This window comes from Pedobacter cryoconitis, from assembly GCF_003259615.1.
GTDB lineage: Bacteria > Bacteroidota > Bacteroidia > Sphingobacteriales > Sphingobacteriaceae > Pedobacter > Pedobacter cryoconitis.
Genome location: NZ_QLLR01000005.1, coordinates 137,091 through 153,591, shown reverse-complemented (window position 1 = coordinate 153,591; position 16,501 = coordinate 137,091). Strand labels below are relative to the sequence as shown.

At 38.3% G+C, this 16,501-nt stretch carries 15 protein-coding genes; 12 read left to right on the top strand and 3 right to left on the bottom strand.

All coding sequences use genetic code 11. From position 1 onward, the window contains the following. Nucleotides 1-9 precede the first annotated feature (9 nt). Nucleotides 10-1,368: a Gfo/Idh/MocA family protein gene (locus LY11_RS08300; RefSeq protein ID WP_111633248.1), complete on the top strand. Its 1,359-nt coding sequence runs from the start codon at nucleotides 10-12 to the stop codon at nucleotides 1,366-1,368. Here LY11_RS08300 and LY11_RS08295 read toward each other — a convergent pair. After that, nucleotides 1,365-2,027 carry a phosphatase PAP2 family protein gene (locus LY11_RS08295; RefSeq protein WP_111633247.1) on the bottom strand — a complete coding sequence of 221 codons (663 nt, stop codon included), beginning with the start codon at nucleotides 2,025-2,027 and terminating at the stop codon, nucleotides 1,365-1,367. The two genes, LY11_RS08300 and LY11_RS08295, sit on opposite strands and share 4 nt — an antisense overlap. A 159-nt stretch (nucleotides 2,028-2,186) precedes the next feature. Between LY11_RS08295 and LY11_RS08290 the strand changes: the two genes are divergently transcribed. The 10 genes from LY11_RS08290 (at nucleotide 2,187) to LY11_RS08245 (ending at nucleotide 14,332) form a co-directional block, all read left to right on the top strand. Next, on the top strand, nucleotides 2,187-3,086 hold the full coding sequence (locus LY11_RS08290; RefSeq protein ID WP_111633246.1) for a MerR family transcriptional regulator: 900 nt from the start codon (nucleotides 2,187-2,189) through the stop codon (nucleotides 3,084-3,086). After that, nucleotides 3,076-4,593 carry a phytoene desaturase family protein gene (locus tag LY11_RS08285; RefSeq protein ID WP_111633245.1) on the top strand — a complete coding sequence of 506 codons (1,518 nt, stop codon included), beginning with the start codon at nucleotides 3,076-3,078 and terminating at the stop codon, nucleotides 4,591-4,593. Before LY11_RS08290 ends, LY11_RS08285 begins: the two co-directional genes overlap by 11 nt. Continuing rightward, nucleotides 4,577-5,413: a phytoene/squalene synthase family protein gene (locus tag LY11_RS08280; RefSeq protein WP_111633244.1), complete on the top strand. Its 837-nt coding sequence runs from the start codon at nucleotides 4,577-4,579 to the stop codon at nucleotides 5,411-5,413. Before LY11_RS08285 ends, LY11_RS08280 begins: the two co-directional genes overlap by 17 nt. Then, a complete protein-coding gene (locus LY11_RS08275; RefSeq protein WP_111633243.1) occupies nucleotides 5,410-5,904 on the top strand; it encodes a hypothetical protein in 495 nt (164 codons plus the stop codon). The genes LY11_RS08280 and LY11_RS08275 overlap by 4 nt, the downstream gene beginning before the upstream one ends. Next, nucleotides 5,901-6,428, top strand: coding sequence for an isopentenyl-diphosphate Delta-isomerase (gene idi / locus LY11_RS08270; RefSeq protein WP_111633242.1), 528 nt, complete (start codon nucleotides 5,901-5,903; stop codon nucleotides 6,426-6,428). The genes LY11_RS08275 and idi overlap by 4 nt, the downstream gene beginning before the upstream one ends. After that, complete coding sequence (locus LY11_RS08265) at nucleotides 6,425-6,898, top strand: sterol desaturase family protein (protein ID WP_111633241.1); 474 nt, start codon at nucleotides 6,425-6,427, stop codon at nucleotides 6,896-6,898. Before idi ends, LY11_RS08265 begins: the two co-directional genes overlap by 4 nt. Then, complete coding sequence (locus LY11_RS08260; protein WP_111633240.1) at nucleotides 6,895-7,596, top strand: lycopene cyclase domain-containing protein; 702 nt, start codon at nucleotides 6,895-6,897, stop codon at nucleotides 7,594-7,596. Before LY11_RS08265 ends, LY11_RS08260 begins: the two co-directional genes overlap by 4 nt. Nucleotides 7,597-7,795: 199 nt before the next feature. Then, entirely contained in the window at nucleotides 7,796-9,199 is a 1,404-nt protein-coding gene (locus tag LY11_RS08255) for a serine hydrolase domain-containing protein (protein ID WP_111633239.1), read from the top strand. A 79-nt stretch (nucleotides 9,200-9,278) separates the two neighbouring features. Further along, nucleotides 9,279-11,708, top strand: a complete 2,430-nt coding sequence (locus LY11_RS08250; RefSeq protein ID WP_111633238.1) for a TonB-dependent receptor domain-containing protein — start codon at nucleotides 9,279-9,281, stop codon at nucleotides 11,706-11,708. 197 nt (nucleotides 11,709-11,905) lie between these two features. Beyond that, a complete protein-coding gene (locus tag LY11_RS08245) occupies nucleotides 11,906-14,332 on the top strand; it encodes a TonB-dependent receptor (RefSeq protein ID WP_170132654.1) in 2,427 nt (808 codons plus the stop codon). Between the two features lie 13 nt (nucleotides 14,333-14,345). Here LY11_RS08245 and LY11_RS08240 read toward each other — a convergent pair whose 3' ends face one another. Together LY11_RS08240 and LY11_RS08235 are read right to left on the bottom strand one after the other, a co-directional pair. Then, nucleotides 14,346-14,765, bottom strand: coding sequence for a hypothetical protein (locus tag LY11_RS08240; protein WP_111633236.1), 420 nt, complete (start codon nucleotides 14,763-14,765; stop codon nucleotides 14,346-14,348). Nucleotides 14,766-14,835: 70 nt separating this feature from the next. Beyond that, nucleotides 14,836-15,501, bottom strand: a complete 666-nt coding sequence (locus tag LY11_RS08235; RefSeq protein ID WP_111633235.1) for a MarC family protein — start codon at nucleotides 15,499-15,501, stop codon at nucleotides 14,836-14,838. Nucleotides 15,502-15,711: 210 nt separating this feature from the next. Here LY11_RS08235 and LY11_RS08230 point away from each other — a divergent pair, with 210 nt between their 5' ends. After that, a complete protein-coding gene (locus LY11_RS08230) occupies nucleotides 15,712-16,452 on the top strand; it encodes a FadR/GntR family transcriptional regulator (RefSeq protein WP_111633234.1) in 741 nt (246 codons plus the stop codon). The last annotated feature ends 49 nt before the right edge of the window (nucleotides 16,453-16,501 follow it).

Here is a 16,501-nt window from a genome sequence, read left to right as displayed (position 1 = left end):
CCGCCAGCTATGTTAGCATCAAGAAGAAAATTTATCAAGCAAACTGCAATTGCTGCCGCGGGAACCTATATGGGAACTATGGGCTTATCTGCTAAAAGTTACGGAAATATTATAGGTGCGAATGACCGGGTGAGAGTTGGTGTGGTCGGTTTTTCAGACCGCTTTGCCACTTCACTTTTCCCCAGCTTCCTCAACCATTACAAAGAATTGAATTTTGATATTGTTGCCGTATCTGATCTCTGGAATTACCGCAGAGGATTGGGCGAAAACTTTTTAAAAACCAAATTGGGACATGAAATTACAGCCTGTCGCAATAACGATGAATTGTATCAATTGAAAGATCTGGATGCTGTGATTGTAAGTACAGCAGATTTTCAACACGCTGTTCATGCCATAGAAGCGATCAATGCCAAATGTGATGTTTATTGTGAAAAGCCTTTTGCAGAAACCATGTCCGATGCCCGCGCAGCTTTAAAAGCAGTTAAAGGTTCTCAGCAGATTCTTCAAATCGGTTCGCAGCGCAGAAGTGGTGATAATTATATAGCTGCCGAACAATTTATTAAATCCGGTAAGTTCGGCGATATTACGATGGTAGAACTGAGCTGGAATGTAAACCAGCCCGGACGCTGGCGCAGACCAGATTTAGTGGCTAAATTAAAACAGGAGGATACAGACTGGAAACGCTTTTTAATCAACCGTCCATTTGAAGAATGGGACCCGCGTATCTACCTGGAATATCGTTTGTTCTGGCCCTATTCTTCAGGGATGCCCGGACAATGGATGTCACATCAGATTGACACGGTACACTGGTTTACAGGTTTAAAACATCCGCGTAGCGTTGTGGCCAATGGAGGGATATATCAATGGAAAGACGGACGGCGGAACTGGGATACCACCACAGCAGTATTTGATTACGGCCAACAAAATAATCCGGAGAATGGCTTTCAGGTGGTCTTTACCTCCAGGATGCACAACGGTGATGAAAACCCGGCAGAAATCTATTACTCCAACGGTGGCGAATTGAATCTGAATACAAATATGGTTTCTGCTAAAGGCGGCCTTAAAGCTGATGCCGCAAGTGCGATGCACATGCAGCCAAACCTGCTGCCTGAACTGAAACTAACCAATGTGACTGAAAAAGTAGCAGCTTCCGCAAATACAGGGGGTGATAAGTTAACTTCTGCCCATATGCGGAACTGGATGGAATGTATCAGATCCCGTAAACAGACTCATGCTCCTGTAGAAGTGGGTTATTACCACTCTATTGCTAATATTATGACCAATGCAGCTGTTAGAACCGGCAAGAAAGCTGTTTTCGATGAAGCTACACAGGAAGTGATGGTAGATGGGAAAGTTTTTAAATATTAGAATGATTTCAAGACCCCATTAAACTCAGTAATTACCTTGGTATACAGTCCTGCAGGCTGCCAGATAAAATAATAAGTTAGTAACCCGGATACAGACCCGATTAATGCGCCAACCATTACATCGGGCAAAAAGTGATGTGCCAGATAAATTCTCGAATAGCCTGCAAATAAAGCCAGTAACAAACATAAAATACTAACTCGTTTATTTTTAAAATATAAGGCAATCACTATAGACATGGCAAATGCAGAAGCAGAATGACCGGAAGGAAATGAGCCAGAGTGCATTTGCTGTACTCCGGTAATGAAATAAGAATATTTGAAACCGATCTGCTCAAAATAAAGAGGTGGTCTGGGCTCGTTGATCAACTTCTTTAAAAGCTGAACAATAATTCCAGAACTTAAAAATGCCAGTAATAATGCCAATGCGAACTTCTTTCTCTTTAGAAAAAACAACAGGACAATCGTGAATATGCACATTGCCCCATTACCCATAAAAGTATAATAAGAAAAAAACGCATCCAGAAACTGGCAATGATAGAAATTAAGAAAGTTGAAACTGGTTAATTTAGAAGTTAAAACACATGAAGTCAAACCGATGACCAATATAGAAAGTAGCAGGGCAAAAAATAAAGGGCAGTATTTTAAAGCTTTCCATATCATGCACTGTAGACGCAGCGACTACATCAAACCCCTATCAACTCATTTAACTTTAAATATATTTTAGCACTCCTGGCTATAAACTGCTACTTATTCAGCTAAAATTAAAGGAAAGTTCATTATGTTTGTCTAGATTTAACAAAATAAATCTAGACAAACATAATGAACTACTCTATTTCTGACCTTGAACAATTATCGGGCGTACAAGTCCATACCATCAGGATCTGGGAACGGAGGTATAATGCGCTGGACCCTATGCGTTCAGCAGGAAATACGCGCATGTACAATGATGATCACCTCAAAAGACTGCTGAATATTGTCAGCATCAGTCAGACCGGTCTGAAAATATCGCAAGTGTGCGCCCTCTCTGAAAAGGAGATGAATGATTTCCTCAAAAAAGAAATAGATCAGACGATTTCAAATGATGCACATTTTGAATACTATACCGCTCAGCTTTTAAAATACGGCCTGGTTTATAACGAATCAGAATTTGATCAGCTGATCAATCAATGTATCCTGGAAAATGGGATGATCACGACCTATAAGCAGGTAATTTATCCTCTTTTGGTGAGATTAGGATTGATGTGGAGAAAAGACGACATCTGCCCGGCACAAGAACATTTTTTATCCAATATCATCAGGCAAAAACTCTATGCTGCCATTAATGATCTCCCTGCGGTTACCCAGGTAAAATCATCCTGGCTCCTTTTTTTGCCGGAAACTGATGGTCACGATATTGGTCTGTTGTTTGCCAATTACATTCTTAAACAAGCCGGGCAAAAAGTTATCTACCTCGGTAGCAGAGTTCCATTAGAATCTGTGAAAGATGCGATGCAAAACAAGCAAATCAAACATCTGCTATTATTTATGGTACGCAGTCAGCCACCAGAAACAGCAAATGATTATATTAGTGAATTAAGCACCACTTATCCTGAGGCCAGAATCCATCTGGCAGGCAATGGCAAACTGATCAGTGAGCTAAAACTGGATAAAAACGTAAATTGGTTTCAGTCTATCAATGAATTTGAACAAACTATCAAAAGCGCCTCTAATGCCAATTAAAACAGCGAGCCCAATACCAAAAATAGCAGTGATAGGTGCCGGATTTGCAGGCATCAGTGCAGCAGCCTATCTCGCCAAAAATGGCTATGAAGTTGATGTATATGAGAAAAACAGTACCGTTGGCGGCCGGGCGAGACAAATGGAAACCGAAAATGGTTATGTTTTTGACATGGGGCCAAGCTGGTACTGGATGCCAGATGTCTTTGAAAAATTCTTTAACGATTTTGGGTACCAAGCCAAAGATTTTTACGAACTGGAGCTTTTAGATCCCGGATTTTCAGTCGTATACGGACAAAATGATGTTCTGGATATTCCGGCAAACTTCAGCGCCTTGTGTGACACCTTTGAAACTATTGAACCAGGAAGTGCTTTAAAGCTTCAGCAATTTTTGGAAGAAGCAGCTTATAAATATAAAACAGGCATTGAAAAGCTGGTTTATAAACCGGGGCTGTCCTTATTGGAATTCGCAGATATGGATCTGATTAAAGGGGTCTTTAAATTACAAGTATTCACCTCTTTCAGCAATCACGTTAAAAAATATTTTAAGCACCCGAAGCTCATTGCTCTGATGGAATTTCCGGTTTTATTTTTGGGTGCAACACCAGAAGATACCCCTGCATTATACAGTTTGATGAACTATGCAGGCCTGAAACTGGGAACATGGTATCCTAAAGGCGGATTTGGAAAAGTAATAGAGGCGATGAAAACTGTCGCAGAAAAGAATGGCGTAAAATTTCATTTAGATGAACCTGTTTCTGCCTTAAAAATCGAGGGGAAACACATTCTGAACCTGAGTACTCCCAAACAAATAAAAGCATATGACGGCTATATTGCTGCCGCTGATTATCATCACGTAGAAGAAAAGCTGCTTGGCGAAAATTACAGGAATTATCAGGAGAAATATTGGGACCAACGTGTGCTTGCTCCCTCCTGCCTGATTTTTTACCTGGGCGTAACTCGGAAAACAGAACGTTTAGGCCATCATACCTTATTCTTTGATGAAGACCTGAAACAACATGCCATTGAAATTTACAAAGAACCGCAATGGCCTTCTAAACCCTTATTTTATGTCTGCTGTCCATCCAGAACCGACCATACAGTGGCACCTGAAGGACATGAAAACCTGTTTGTACTGATGCCTCTGGCAACGAATATGGAAGATACAGCAACTCTGAGGGAACAATATTTTGAGCTGATCATGAACCGCCTGGAAACCTATACCGGCGTTGAAATCCGTAAGCACCTGGATTATAAAACCAGTTATTGTGTAGCAGATTTTAAGCTGGATTATAACGCATATAAAGGTAATGCTTATGGTCTGGCCAATACGCTGATGCAAACCGCCAACTTAAAGCCTTCTTTAAAAAACAAAAAGCTGGAAAACCTGTTCTATGCAGGCCAGCTTACTGTACCAGGCCCAGGCGTTCCTCCATCCATTATTTCAGGCCATGTAGCTGCCAGTCAACTGATAAAATACTTTAATAAAAACTATGAAAGAGATATTTGATCGGTTATCTGCAGAGTGCAGTAAGATCACAACCAAACGTTACAGTACCAGCTTTTCCTTGGGCATCTATTTCTTAGGAAAGAAATTGCGGAACCCAATTTATTCAATTTATGGATTCGTACGCCTTGCAGACGAAATTGTAGATAGCTTTCATGATTTTGACAAACCCTTTCTGCTTGCAAAATTCAGACAGGACTGCTATGAGGCTATCGAACATAAGATCAGTCTGAATCCGATATTAAACTCTTTTCAGCAGGTCGTTAATGAATATGCCATTGATAAAGAACTGATTGAATTGTTTTTAAAAAGCATGGCTATGGACCTTGACAAAACAAAATACACGCCAGAGCTTTATGATCAGTACATCCTGGGTTCAGCAGAAGTTGTGGGTTTAATGTGTCTGAATGTTTTTACAGAAGGTGATAAAGTACAATATGAAAAGCTTAAAGGTTCAGCAATGAAATTAGGATCAGCATTTCAGAAGGTGAACTTTCTAAGAGATATTAATGCAGATTATTTTAACCTGAGCCGTACCTATTTCCCAAATATCGATCTTTCTGTTTTCTCAAACCACGAAAAACAAATTATTGAAAAGGAAATAGAAGAAGAATTCAAGCAGGCACTTGCTGGGATTAAACAACTTCCAGCTTCTTCCAAAAATGGAGTTTACCTGGCTTATATCTATTATAAAGAATTGTTTAATAAGATTAAGGGCGCAACAGCTGAAAAAGTAATGTCCGAAAGAATCCGGATTTCGAACAGCCATAAATTTGGGTTAATGTGTGATTCCATCATTCGCTATAAAATGAATGCGCTATGAAAACCTTAACCCTTTTGATTCTGCTGATGTCTATAAACCCACCCTATCCGGATATTACAGAATTGCGGGCATTATATTATCAGTCAGCAACAGATAAAGCAGCAGCAGGTAAACTGCTGGAACTGCTCTCTAAAGTAGATGCGCAGTCCAGTGAGCTTTTGATCTGTTATAAAGGGGTTGCCGAAATGATGCAGGCTAAATATACGATCAGCCCTATTTCAAAATACAGGAGATTTAAAAAGGGTAAAGAATTCATTGAAAGTGCAGTTGCCATTGACTCCGGAAATATGGAAATCCGGTTTTTAAGATTTACCATTCAAACTAACCTTCCTGCTTTTCTTGGTTACAATGACCACATTACAGCAGACAAAAAGATATTAATAAAGAATCTGGATCAGTTACAGGACAAGCCACTCAAACAGTTGGTAATTAACTATTTGTTTGCTTCCAAAAACCTGACTGAAAAAGAACGTAACAGCTTAACAAAATGAAAGATCACGTAATACTTGTAGATCAGGCCGATGTAATGACAGGAGCAATGGAGAAAATGGAAGCCCATGAACGCGGAGAACTTCACCGTGCATTTTCGATATTTATTTTCAATCAAAAAGGCGAATTCCTGTTACAGCAACGGGCATTAGATAAATACCATTCTGGTGGTCTATGGAGTAATACTTGCTGTAGTCATCCCTATCCTGGCGAGGAAACCGCTATTGGGGCCAAAAGAAGATTGCAGGAAGAAATGGGTATGGATTGTGTATTGGATTTTGGATTTAGTTTTATCTATCAGGCCGATTTAGAAGATGGTCTTTCAGAAAACGAATTTGATCATGTCTATTTTGGCAGTAGTGACCAAACTCCGGTCCTCAATCCTGAGGAAGTTGCGGCTTTCAAATATGTGACTCTTGAAGCCTTGGAAACAGCGCTAAAAACGAATCCGGAGGAATATACTATCTGGTTAAAAATTTGCTTTGAACGTGTTAAAAAGTATCATCATCAACTATTCAATTTATGAGTAACTGGCTAATTAATACCCTGATTGTAGCAGCAACTTTCATTGGGATGGAAGGCGTTGCGTGGTTTACGCACAAATATATCATGCACGGATTGTTCTGGAATTTACACAGTGATCATCATCACAAAGATCATGAAGGCTTTTTAGAAAGAAATGACTTTTTCTTTTTGATTTTTGCCATTCCAGGAATTATCTGCCTGGGTTTAGGCTCTTTTTACGGGAATACTATTGCCCTTTATATAGGTATAGGAATTACCTTGTATGGTGCGGCCTACTTTTTTATCCATGATATTTTCATACACCAGCGGTTTAAAATATTCAGGAAATCAGAACACTGGTATTTTAAAGCTATTAGAAGGGCGCACAAAATGCACCATAAACATATCAATAAAGAACATGGAGAGTGTTTCGGAATGTTATGGGTTCCCTTTAAATATTTCTTCGAAAACAATAAAAAAACAGAAGTATGAAGTACACGTATCTCCTGATTGATTTTTTCACGATTAGTGTTCCTTTCATTTATTCTTTCCATCCAAAATTAAATTTCTACAAAACCTGGAAAGCTTTTTTTCCTGCGGTAGTGCTCACCGGAATTATTTTCCTGCTTTGGGATGTATATTTCACCAGTCTTGGTGTCTGGGGTTTTAATCCCGATTACCTTATTGGTTTAAAAGTAGCTAATATGCCTTTAGAAGAAATTCTATTCTTCTTTTGTATCCCTTATGCCTGCGTATTTACCTTTCATTGTCTGGATCTTTTTATTAAAAAACCGATCCCGCTCCGCGTTGAAAAGATCCTGACCCCGGTACTTATCCTGATTTGTATACTGTTGTCGATTAGCTACCGCAGTCATATTTATCCGGCAGCAACATTTTTATTACTGGCTGCCGTACTTGTCTGGAGCAGATACGTGCTGAAGATTGGCTGGCTGCCCAAATTTTATATCATTTACACGATACTGCTGTTTCCTTTTTTAATCGTCAATGGTTTACTGACCGGAACCGGCCTTGATGCACCTATAGTCTGGTATGATAGTAACCAGATTATTGGTTTCAGAATATTAACCATCCCTGTAGAAGATGTCTTTTATGGAATGGCACTGATCTTGGTAAATCTGCTACTTTATAAGCACCTGCTTAGCCGCCGCTTTTTTTCTAAAGCAGCTTAACTGTAATTCTTATTGAAAACAGGAAAATGACCTGTATTTCAGCTATGTACTGTAGGGATACTGGTATAGTACTATATCACAACTGCCCAACAAACTGTGTTGTACAAAAATTAGCTGACCCAACAAATCAAGCTGAAGATATAGCAACAATTGCTGAAACAATTCAGCTATCCGGGAGTCTTACAGAAAACAGCCACACATGAATACTTTCAAAAAATCTGCAATCAACATCCTTGTCATCAGCCTGCTGATCCTGTTGACCCAAAAATCTAATGCACAAACCAGTAAAACCGCGCAACTGGACTCGCTGTTACATCAGGCAAACCATCTGGGGTTATTTAATGGCAATGTACTGATTGCAGAAAATTACCAGGTAATTTATAAAGACGCTATTGGTTTTACAGATGCTGCCGGAAAAACCAGTTTAACCGAACACTATCGTTTTCATATTGGCTCTATTGCTAAAGAATTTAATGCGGTTGGTATCATGATCCTGAAAGAACAGGGAAAATTGGCGCTGGAAGACCCTGTTTCTAAATATCTCCCTGAGCTGCCTGCATGGGCTTCCAAGATCCATATCCTCAATTTATTGCAATATACGAGCGGTATCCCCGATGTAAAATGGAAACTGGTGAAAAGTAATGCAGATAATATGGAAGAGCTGAGGAAAACAACACAGCTTGATTTCGAACCCGGCAGCCAGTATGCTTATAACAACAACAATATATTTCTGCAAAGAAGGATCATTGAAAAGATTACAGGTTTATCATTTACAGCATTTACGGCGGAATATTTATTAAAACCGGCTGGAATGAGCACTGCTATTGTAGATCCTTTAGCTGCCGATAAACTCATAGCCAGAGCTTATAACAATGACCATGCAGAAGATGAGCTGACGTACCCCATTAATGGCTGGGTAGCAGTAACGCTTGATGACTTTTACAAATGGGCCAATGCCATTACAAACTTTAAACTCATCAGCCCGGCCTCCACTAAACAGATCCTGGAAGCAGCAGGCCCTAATCAACAAGCTGGTTTAGGCGGCGGTATGATGGACGGTAACCGGATAATCAGCCATCAACACGATGGCACTGCCAGAAATTACCAGGCCTTACTAGTCAGCACCGTGGCAAAAGGCAGAACGGTTATCCTGATGACAAACAACCAGCAGAACAATTTATATGCGTTTAACGCCTCTATTCAAGCAATTTTAGACGGAACTCCGTATACCAGGATCAAAAAGTCTGTATCCGTCGGATTTGCTGCCCAGCTAGAAAAGATGAATGGTCCGGAGGTCATTACATTTTATGAAAAAATGAAAAAAGAGCACAATGATGAATATAGTTTTGATGCAGAAGCCACACTGAATGAGATAGGTTACAACTTTTTACGCCAAAACAAATTTACCGATGCCATCCTTGTCTTTGAACATAATACACAACTTTTTCCTGAATCAGGTAATGTATTCGACAGTTTAGCAGAAGCGTACTATAAACAAGGAGACAAAGTGAAGGCATTATTGAATTATAAAAAATCATTCGCCTTAAATCCTGACAATGAAGACGCAAAAAAGATTATTTCAATTCTTGGTAAAAACATGTAAATCCTTTTAAATCATAAAAAATTTCATGTAGATGTAACTTATTCTCCCTTATCGCATCTTATTTACAAATCAACGAAACATGAAATCAATTTTACTAACCTCTTTCCTTCTCTTATCTTACCTCTTTCCTACTACCTTACTTGCCCAGCAAACTGTTAAAATCAATGGTACAGTAATGGATGGTAAACAAACATTACCTGCTGCAACTGTCTTATTGTATACCGCGAAAGATTCATCTTTGGTGACCACTGCCATGACTGACCAGGATGGAAAATTCAATTTCACAGCAGCGCCAAGCAAATATTATATCGTTTCCTCTTCTATAGGTTATAACAAGGTTAAGTCAGCCCCTTTTCAGTTAAGCGGGCCTGCTGCTTTACAAATCCCGGCCATTACACTGAAAGAGAATACAAAGAACCTGAGCGAAGTCAGCATTGTAGCAGCAAAACCGGTTTTGGAACGCAGAGCAGACAAACTGATTTTTAATGTAGATGCCACACCGTCCGCCGCTGGCTTAACAGCGCTCGAAGTATTGAAAAAAGCTCCGGGAATTAGCGTAGATCATAATGAAAACATTTCGCTTTCCGGAAAAAGTAATGTGCTGGTTACTATCGATGGTAAACAAACTTACCTGAGTTCCACTGAAGTTGTAAACCTGCTGAAATCAATGCAGAGCAACCAAATAGAGACTATTGAAATTATTAATAACCCGGGTTCCAAATATGATGCAAACAGTACTGGCGGAATTATTAACATCAAAACCAAAAAAAGCCAGACCGAAGGCTTTAATGGAAACCTGGCATTAGGTGCTGGATTTAATAAATACCTGCTTCCTAATGGTTCATTAAACCTCAATTATCGCAAAAAATACTTTAATGTATTCGGTTCTTACGGTTATTACAAGAATAAATCTCTTCAAAGACTTAATATTGACCGGATAACCCCGGGTACAGATCCACTGTCTTTTACCCAGAGAAACAAAGATACCTCTGCTTATTCTTCACAAAACTTTAAAATAGGGACCGACTTCTTTTTATCTCCAAAACATACCATTGGATTTTTGGTTAAAGGAAATATCAGTGATTATAATCAGCAGAGTTTAAGTATTGTAAATATTGGAAAATCATTTGCTGCAACAGATTCGATCCTGAAAACGCCAAGTTATAATTCATCAAACCGTAAAAACTTTTCTTATAATATCAACTATAAAGGCGTATTGGATACTGCAGGTCAGGAAATAACGGTAGATGCAGATTATTCTACCTTTGATGGAACTAATGATGCAAACTACACTAACCGTTTTTACCAGCCAAATGGCAGTTTCTTTAAAGATGGTCAGATTTACAGAAACTTTGCCCCTTCTAACATTGACATCAAGGCTATAAAAGCAGATTATACCCTACCCATCAATAAAATATTCAAGTTGGAAGCTGGTGCTAAAATGGCCAGTGTAAAAAGTGATAACAACTATGTTTATGAGAATGACATTCAGGGAAACTGGATTTTTGATAACACAAAAAGTAACAGATTCTTATATGATGAAAAGGTGAGCGCGGCTTATGCAACGTTATATGTTAACCTGGGAAAAACATCTTTGTCAGGAGGGTTACGTGCAGAGAATACCAATTCTACAGGGAACTCAATCACCACAAACCTGGTTACTAAAAGAAAATATACAGATTTATTTCCTTCGCTGTCTTTAAGCCGGAATATTGATGCAGATAATACTTTAAATTTCTCTTATTCCAGAAAAATAAACAGGCCGAATTACCAGAACTTAAACCCTTTTGTATTCTTCCTGGATCAGTATACTTATAACCAGGGAAATCCGAATTTAAAGCCCGAGTACTCTAATAACCTGGAAGCCAGCTACCTTTTCAAACAGAAATATAGCCTTGCTTTAAATTACAGCCGCACTTCGGATGTAATTACACAAGTATTATTGCAAAATGAGGTGAAGAAATCGATGTACCAGACTATCCTGAACCTTGCTTCAGAAGAAGTAGTTTCTTTAACCTTCGCCTTCCCGGTAAAAATTAACAAATGGTGGAATATGAATAACAATGTACTGGGGTACTTCAAGCAGATTAAAGCACCTGACTTAAACGGAGCAGACTTAAACTCTAAACAATTCAGTGGTAATTTCTATGCACAAAACAATTTCACCCTGACCAAACTCATCAGTGCAGATGCTGCATTAAGATTCAGTACACCGCAAATTGAAGGTGCTTTTAAAGTTAAAAGTATGTACAATGCAGATGCGGGAATACGTTATAGCTTTCCCAATAAAACAGGGAACCTGAAATTAGGGGTCAGTGACATCTTCCATTCACAAAAAGCAAGGATATTCAGTACATTACCAGGAAACATATATAACCTGGAGCAATATGGTAATACGACGAGTGTCAGGTTAACATTTACTTATCGCTTCGGAAAGATGACTGTAAAATCTGCAAGAAGCAGATCAACTGGTCTTGATGAGGAACAAAAAAGACTTGGCGGAAAATAAATAGAATCTTCAGAAATATAAAAATCACGATGGTTTGCCCCTAAAGGGCAAACCATTTTTTATTGGCCTATATTTAATCTGCGTGATAGTTGTTTATTCACTTATAATATTAAATTTGTTATAGAACCATTTATACTTTCAATTAAGTATAAATATTTACAACTCAAATCTACCCTGATTGACAACCTATGCTAACCATGAAATCATTCTCACCTTTTATCTGCCTTTTTTTACTCTGCCTCTTTTCAAATAGTTCCTACGCGCAGTATACAGCTAAAATTAGTGGAAAAGTAAGAGATAACCAGCAAACGCTTCCAGCTGCAACCGTACTTTTGTATACTTTCGCAGATTCTTTGCTGGTCACTACGGCAATGACTGATCAGGATGGTAATTTTAGTTTTCAGGCCGCGCCAGACAAATATTATATTACCTGTTCTACGGTGGGCTATCACCAGGTAAAAACTGCAGCTTTTCAATTGACCGGTAACGCTGCATTTCAGGTGCCCACTATAACTTTAAAAGAGAATGCTAAAAAACTCGGTGAAGTTAAAATTACAGCTTCTAAACCAATATTGGAACGTAAGGCAGACAAAATCATTTTAAATGTAGACGCGATCCCATCCGCGGCAGGTTTAAATGCTTTGGAATTATTAATTAAAGCCCCTGGAGTAAGTGTAGACCAGAATGAAAATATCTCCCTTGCAGGCAAGAGCAATGTGCTAATTACTATTGACGGCAAACAAACCTATTTAGCTGCTTCTGATGTTGCTGACCTGCTTAAATCAATGCAGAGTAATGAAATAGAAAGCCTGGAAATGATAAATAATCCTGGTTCAGCCTACGACGCGAACAGTGCCGGGGGTATTATTAATATCAAAACAAAGAAAGGTTTAGCAGAAGGATTTAATGGAAATACAGCACTCAGTGCAGGATTTAATAAATACCTGCTTACTACAAATTCAGTTAACCTGAATTACCGGAAGAAAAAATACAATGTATTTGGCACCTATAGTTATAACAGGGTTGAACAAGAGAGGAACACTAATATCAAACGAATAACCCCAGGTGCAAATCCGTTATCATTTGATCAAAAAAACATGGATCACCCGGTGGTCAATGTTCAGAATTTTAAGATTGGAACAGATTATTTTCTGGCAAAGAATCATACGATTGGTTTTTTGGTTAAAGGAGCTATTGTCCATATCGTACAAAACAGCTTAAGCCATGTCGATATAGGCCGCTCTTATCAGCAAACAGACTCTGTTTTAATAACTCCGAGTGACGCATTGGTGAAACGTAAAAATTTTTCCTACAACCTGAATTATAAGGGAGTACTGGATACCAAAGGACAGGAAATCAGCATAGATGCAGATTATTCCACTTTAGATGCGAGGACGCAGTTCAATTCCACGAATTTATTTTATTTACCTGATGGTACTTTTCTCAAGAACGGCCAGGTTTACAGGAATAATGCGCCATCTGCTATTGGTATTAAGGCAATCAAAGCAGATTATGTGCTTCCGGTTAACAAAATATTCAAATTTAATGCCGGTGCTAAATTCTCTGGCGTAAAGAGTGATAACAATTACATTTATGAGAATAACATTAAAGGAGACTGGATATTTGATAAAACCAAGAGTAACCAGTTTATTTATGAGGAGAAAATAAGTGCGGCCTATACAACACTGAATATTACGCTTGGCAAAACTTCCATACAGGGCGGATTGCGTGTGGAGCATACCGCATCTTCAGGTAATTCGGTCACTACAAATCAAATAGCAGAAAAAGAATATACCAACCTGTTCCCTTCGCTTTTACTGACTCAGAATTTTGATGCAGATAACAGCTTAAACCTCTCCTATACCAGAAAAATAAACAGGCCAGGTTATCAGAACTTAAATCCTTTTATATTTTATATTGACCAGTATACTTATAACCAGGGAAACCCAAACCTGAAGCCTGAGTATTCAACTAATTTAGAAGCCAGTTATCTTTATAAAAAGAAATACAGTCTTGCTTTAGCTTATAGCCATACAACGGATGTAATTACCAACGCGATTTTGCAGAATGAGGATAAAAAATCAGTGTATCAGACATTTTTAAATTTATCTTCCAATAACCTGTTTTCCCTGGTATTTAATTTCCCGCTCACTATCAGTTCCTGGTGGAATATGAATAATAATGTTTCGGCGTATTACTATACTATCAATGCACCTGAATTAAAAGGGGCAAATATGAATACCAAACAAGTCAGTGCAAAAATTTATGCGCAAAATAACTTTACGTTGAGCAGGCTCTTTAGTGCTGATGCTGCAGTACTGTATAATACACCTGAATCTGAGGCTTCCTTTAAGCGCAGATCAATGTTCAAAGCAGATGCCGGATTACGTTACAATTTTCCAAATAAGCTAGGTAACCTGAAGTTAGGTGTAAATGATATTTTCCATACACAACAAAGCCGGATATACAGTAATTTAACAGGAAATACTTATGATTATTATCAATCTTTAAACTCAACCAGTGTAAGGCTGACCTTTACCTATCGATTTGGAAAGATGACGGTTAAATCTGAAAGAACAAGATCAACGGGAGTAGATGAGGAACAGAAAAGGCTTGGCGGATAGTTTTTTTAAATTATTATTCCTGCGGTAGTGTAAGAGTATATCTGATCATTTCTTTTTTACTCAGTACACTGCTGGAAATCAGTGTAGCCACGACCTGATCATCTACCCTGATTTCCATCTTCACTGATCCGGCATATTGAGCAATAATACCTAAAGATAATACTGCTGATCTTTTGATATTTCTTTTGAATTTTCTGGAAAAGGGCAAGGTCCTTTTGTCTGAAACAGTGACTACACCAGCTTCATCGGTAAAAATAATATCTCCGTTTGTAATGATATTTTTATAAGGGCTTATCCGGTATTCGATGGTTACTTCTTTTTGCGCATAAACTGGCTGCCTTACCGTTTCTTTCTTACAGGAAAACATAAAAATGGGCAGGCAAAAGAATAAAGTGATTTTAAAGGTGTATTTATTCAGGATGAAAAAATTCATGTTGCTATGTTGTGTTGAAGACGATATGACTTAAACGCAATATTTTACAATACCCCCATGAGCCATGAATTTACTTCATTAAACTTTTTATTCCTGTAATCGCTATTTGCAAACCCACACAGAAGATCAGGAATGCAGAAATACGGTTAAAGATAGCTTCTGCATTGGAGCCCAGATACCGGATAATATTTTTTGTATTCAAATAGAAAATATAAATCAGGATACACATGATCACAATAGCTGATAAAATAGCTGCTGTGTTCATAAAATAATTAAGCCGGTTTGATGATTCGCTGTGCGCGCTCAATGTAAATAATACAGAAATAGTGCCCGCCCCGGTAGTTACCGGAAAAGTAATCGGGTAAAACAGCTGACCTTCAATATTACTATATCCTGATAAGTCAGCTTCTGTCCCCGCTGTTGGGTTTGCTTGTTTTTTATCGGAAGAAAGGTTCTCCCATCCCATTTTACAAATCATAATCCCTCCTGCCAATTGCACAACAGGAATAGAAATACCAAATATTTCCAGTATCCACTGCCCTGCAAATAAAGACACCGTACAAATTGAAAAGGCATAAAAGGTAATTTTTCCGACTGCCTTTCTTTTTTCGGCTTTGCTGAGTCCGGTAAAAAAAGGGCTGATAATGAAAGATGAGCCGATTGGATTAACGACCGGGAACAAAGCAATGATACCAATAAAAAGCAGGTGAAAAAATGAATGATATAAAAGAGGCATTATATTTAATTAGGTGGACTATCAATTTATAGTATGGAATATCAGCATTTTTCCTGACAGTTACCAAATTCAAAAAATCAAATTAGCGTAAACAATATATTATTTGCATTGATTATCAACACTATAGCACATACTCCTAAATAATTTTTGATTACTGATTATATTTTATAGATTTGGTGAACCAATAATTGGTAAACCAAATATATCCTTATGAAATCATTTATAGAAACCATCAGGTCTATCGAACTTGAAACTCCTGTAGATAAAATAATCGGACAGCTTAAACAGCTGATTACCTCTGGTCAACTGCAACCTGGTGACCGTTTACCTGCCGAAAGAATACTTGCTGAGAAGTTCGGTGTAGGGCGCAGTTATGTACGTGAAGCCATTCTGAAGTTAGAATTCTATGGGTTGTTAAAGACAAATCCACAAAGCGGAACTTATGTAGCAGGCCTGAGTATTAAGGTACTGGACAGTATCATCACCGATATTATCAAATTCAATAAAGAAGATTTTAATGCGCTGCTGGAAGCCAGGTATTACCTGGAACTGGATGCGGTCAAATTGGCTGCGGAAAGAAGAACAGCAAAAGACCTGGCAAGTTTAAAGGAAGCACTCCTGGATTATGAAGCTAAAGTTAATGCGAATCTGAATGCGGTAGAGGAAGACATGATTTTCCATATCGGGATCGCAAAAGCCTCTAAAAATTCTGTTATTGAGTCTATGATCCTGATTTTAATTCCCGATCTGATCAAAAGTATTGTAGAGAATAAAATCTGCGGAGACAACAGGGGGAAACTAGCCATTGAAGAACACCGGACCATCTTAAAAGCAATTGAAGATCAAGATATTGATGCCGCAGAAAACGCAGTCGCAGCACATTTAAATGATATGTTCCAGCTAAGTAAAGCTGGCTTTGCCGCACAAAAAATCATACAAGACAAAGTTTAAAACTACGCTCAGAAAAATGGCATAAGCCTTAAAATTTATTATTCATAAT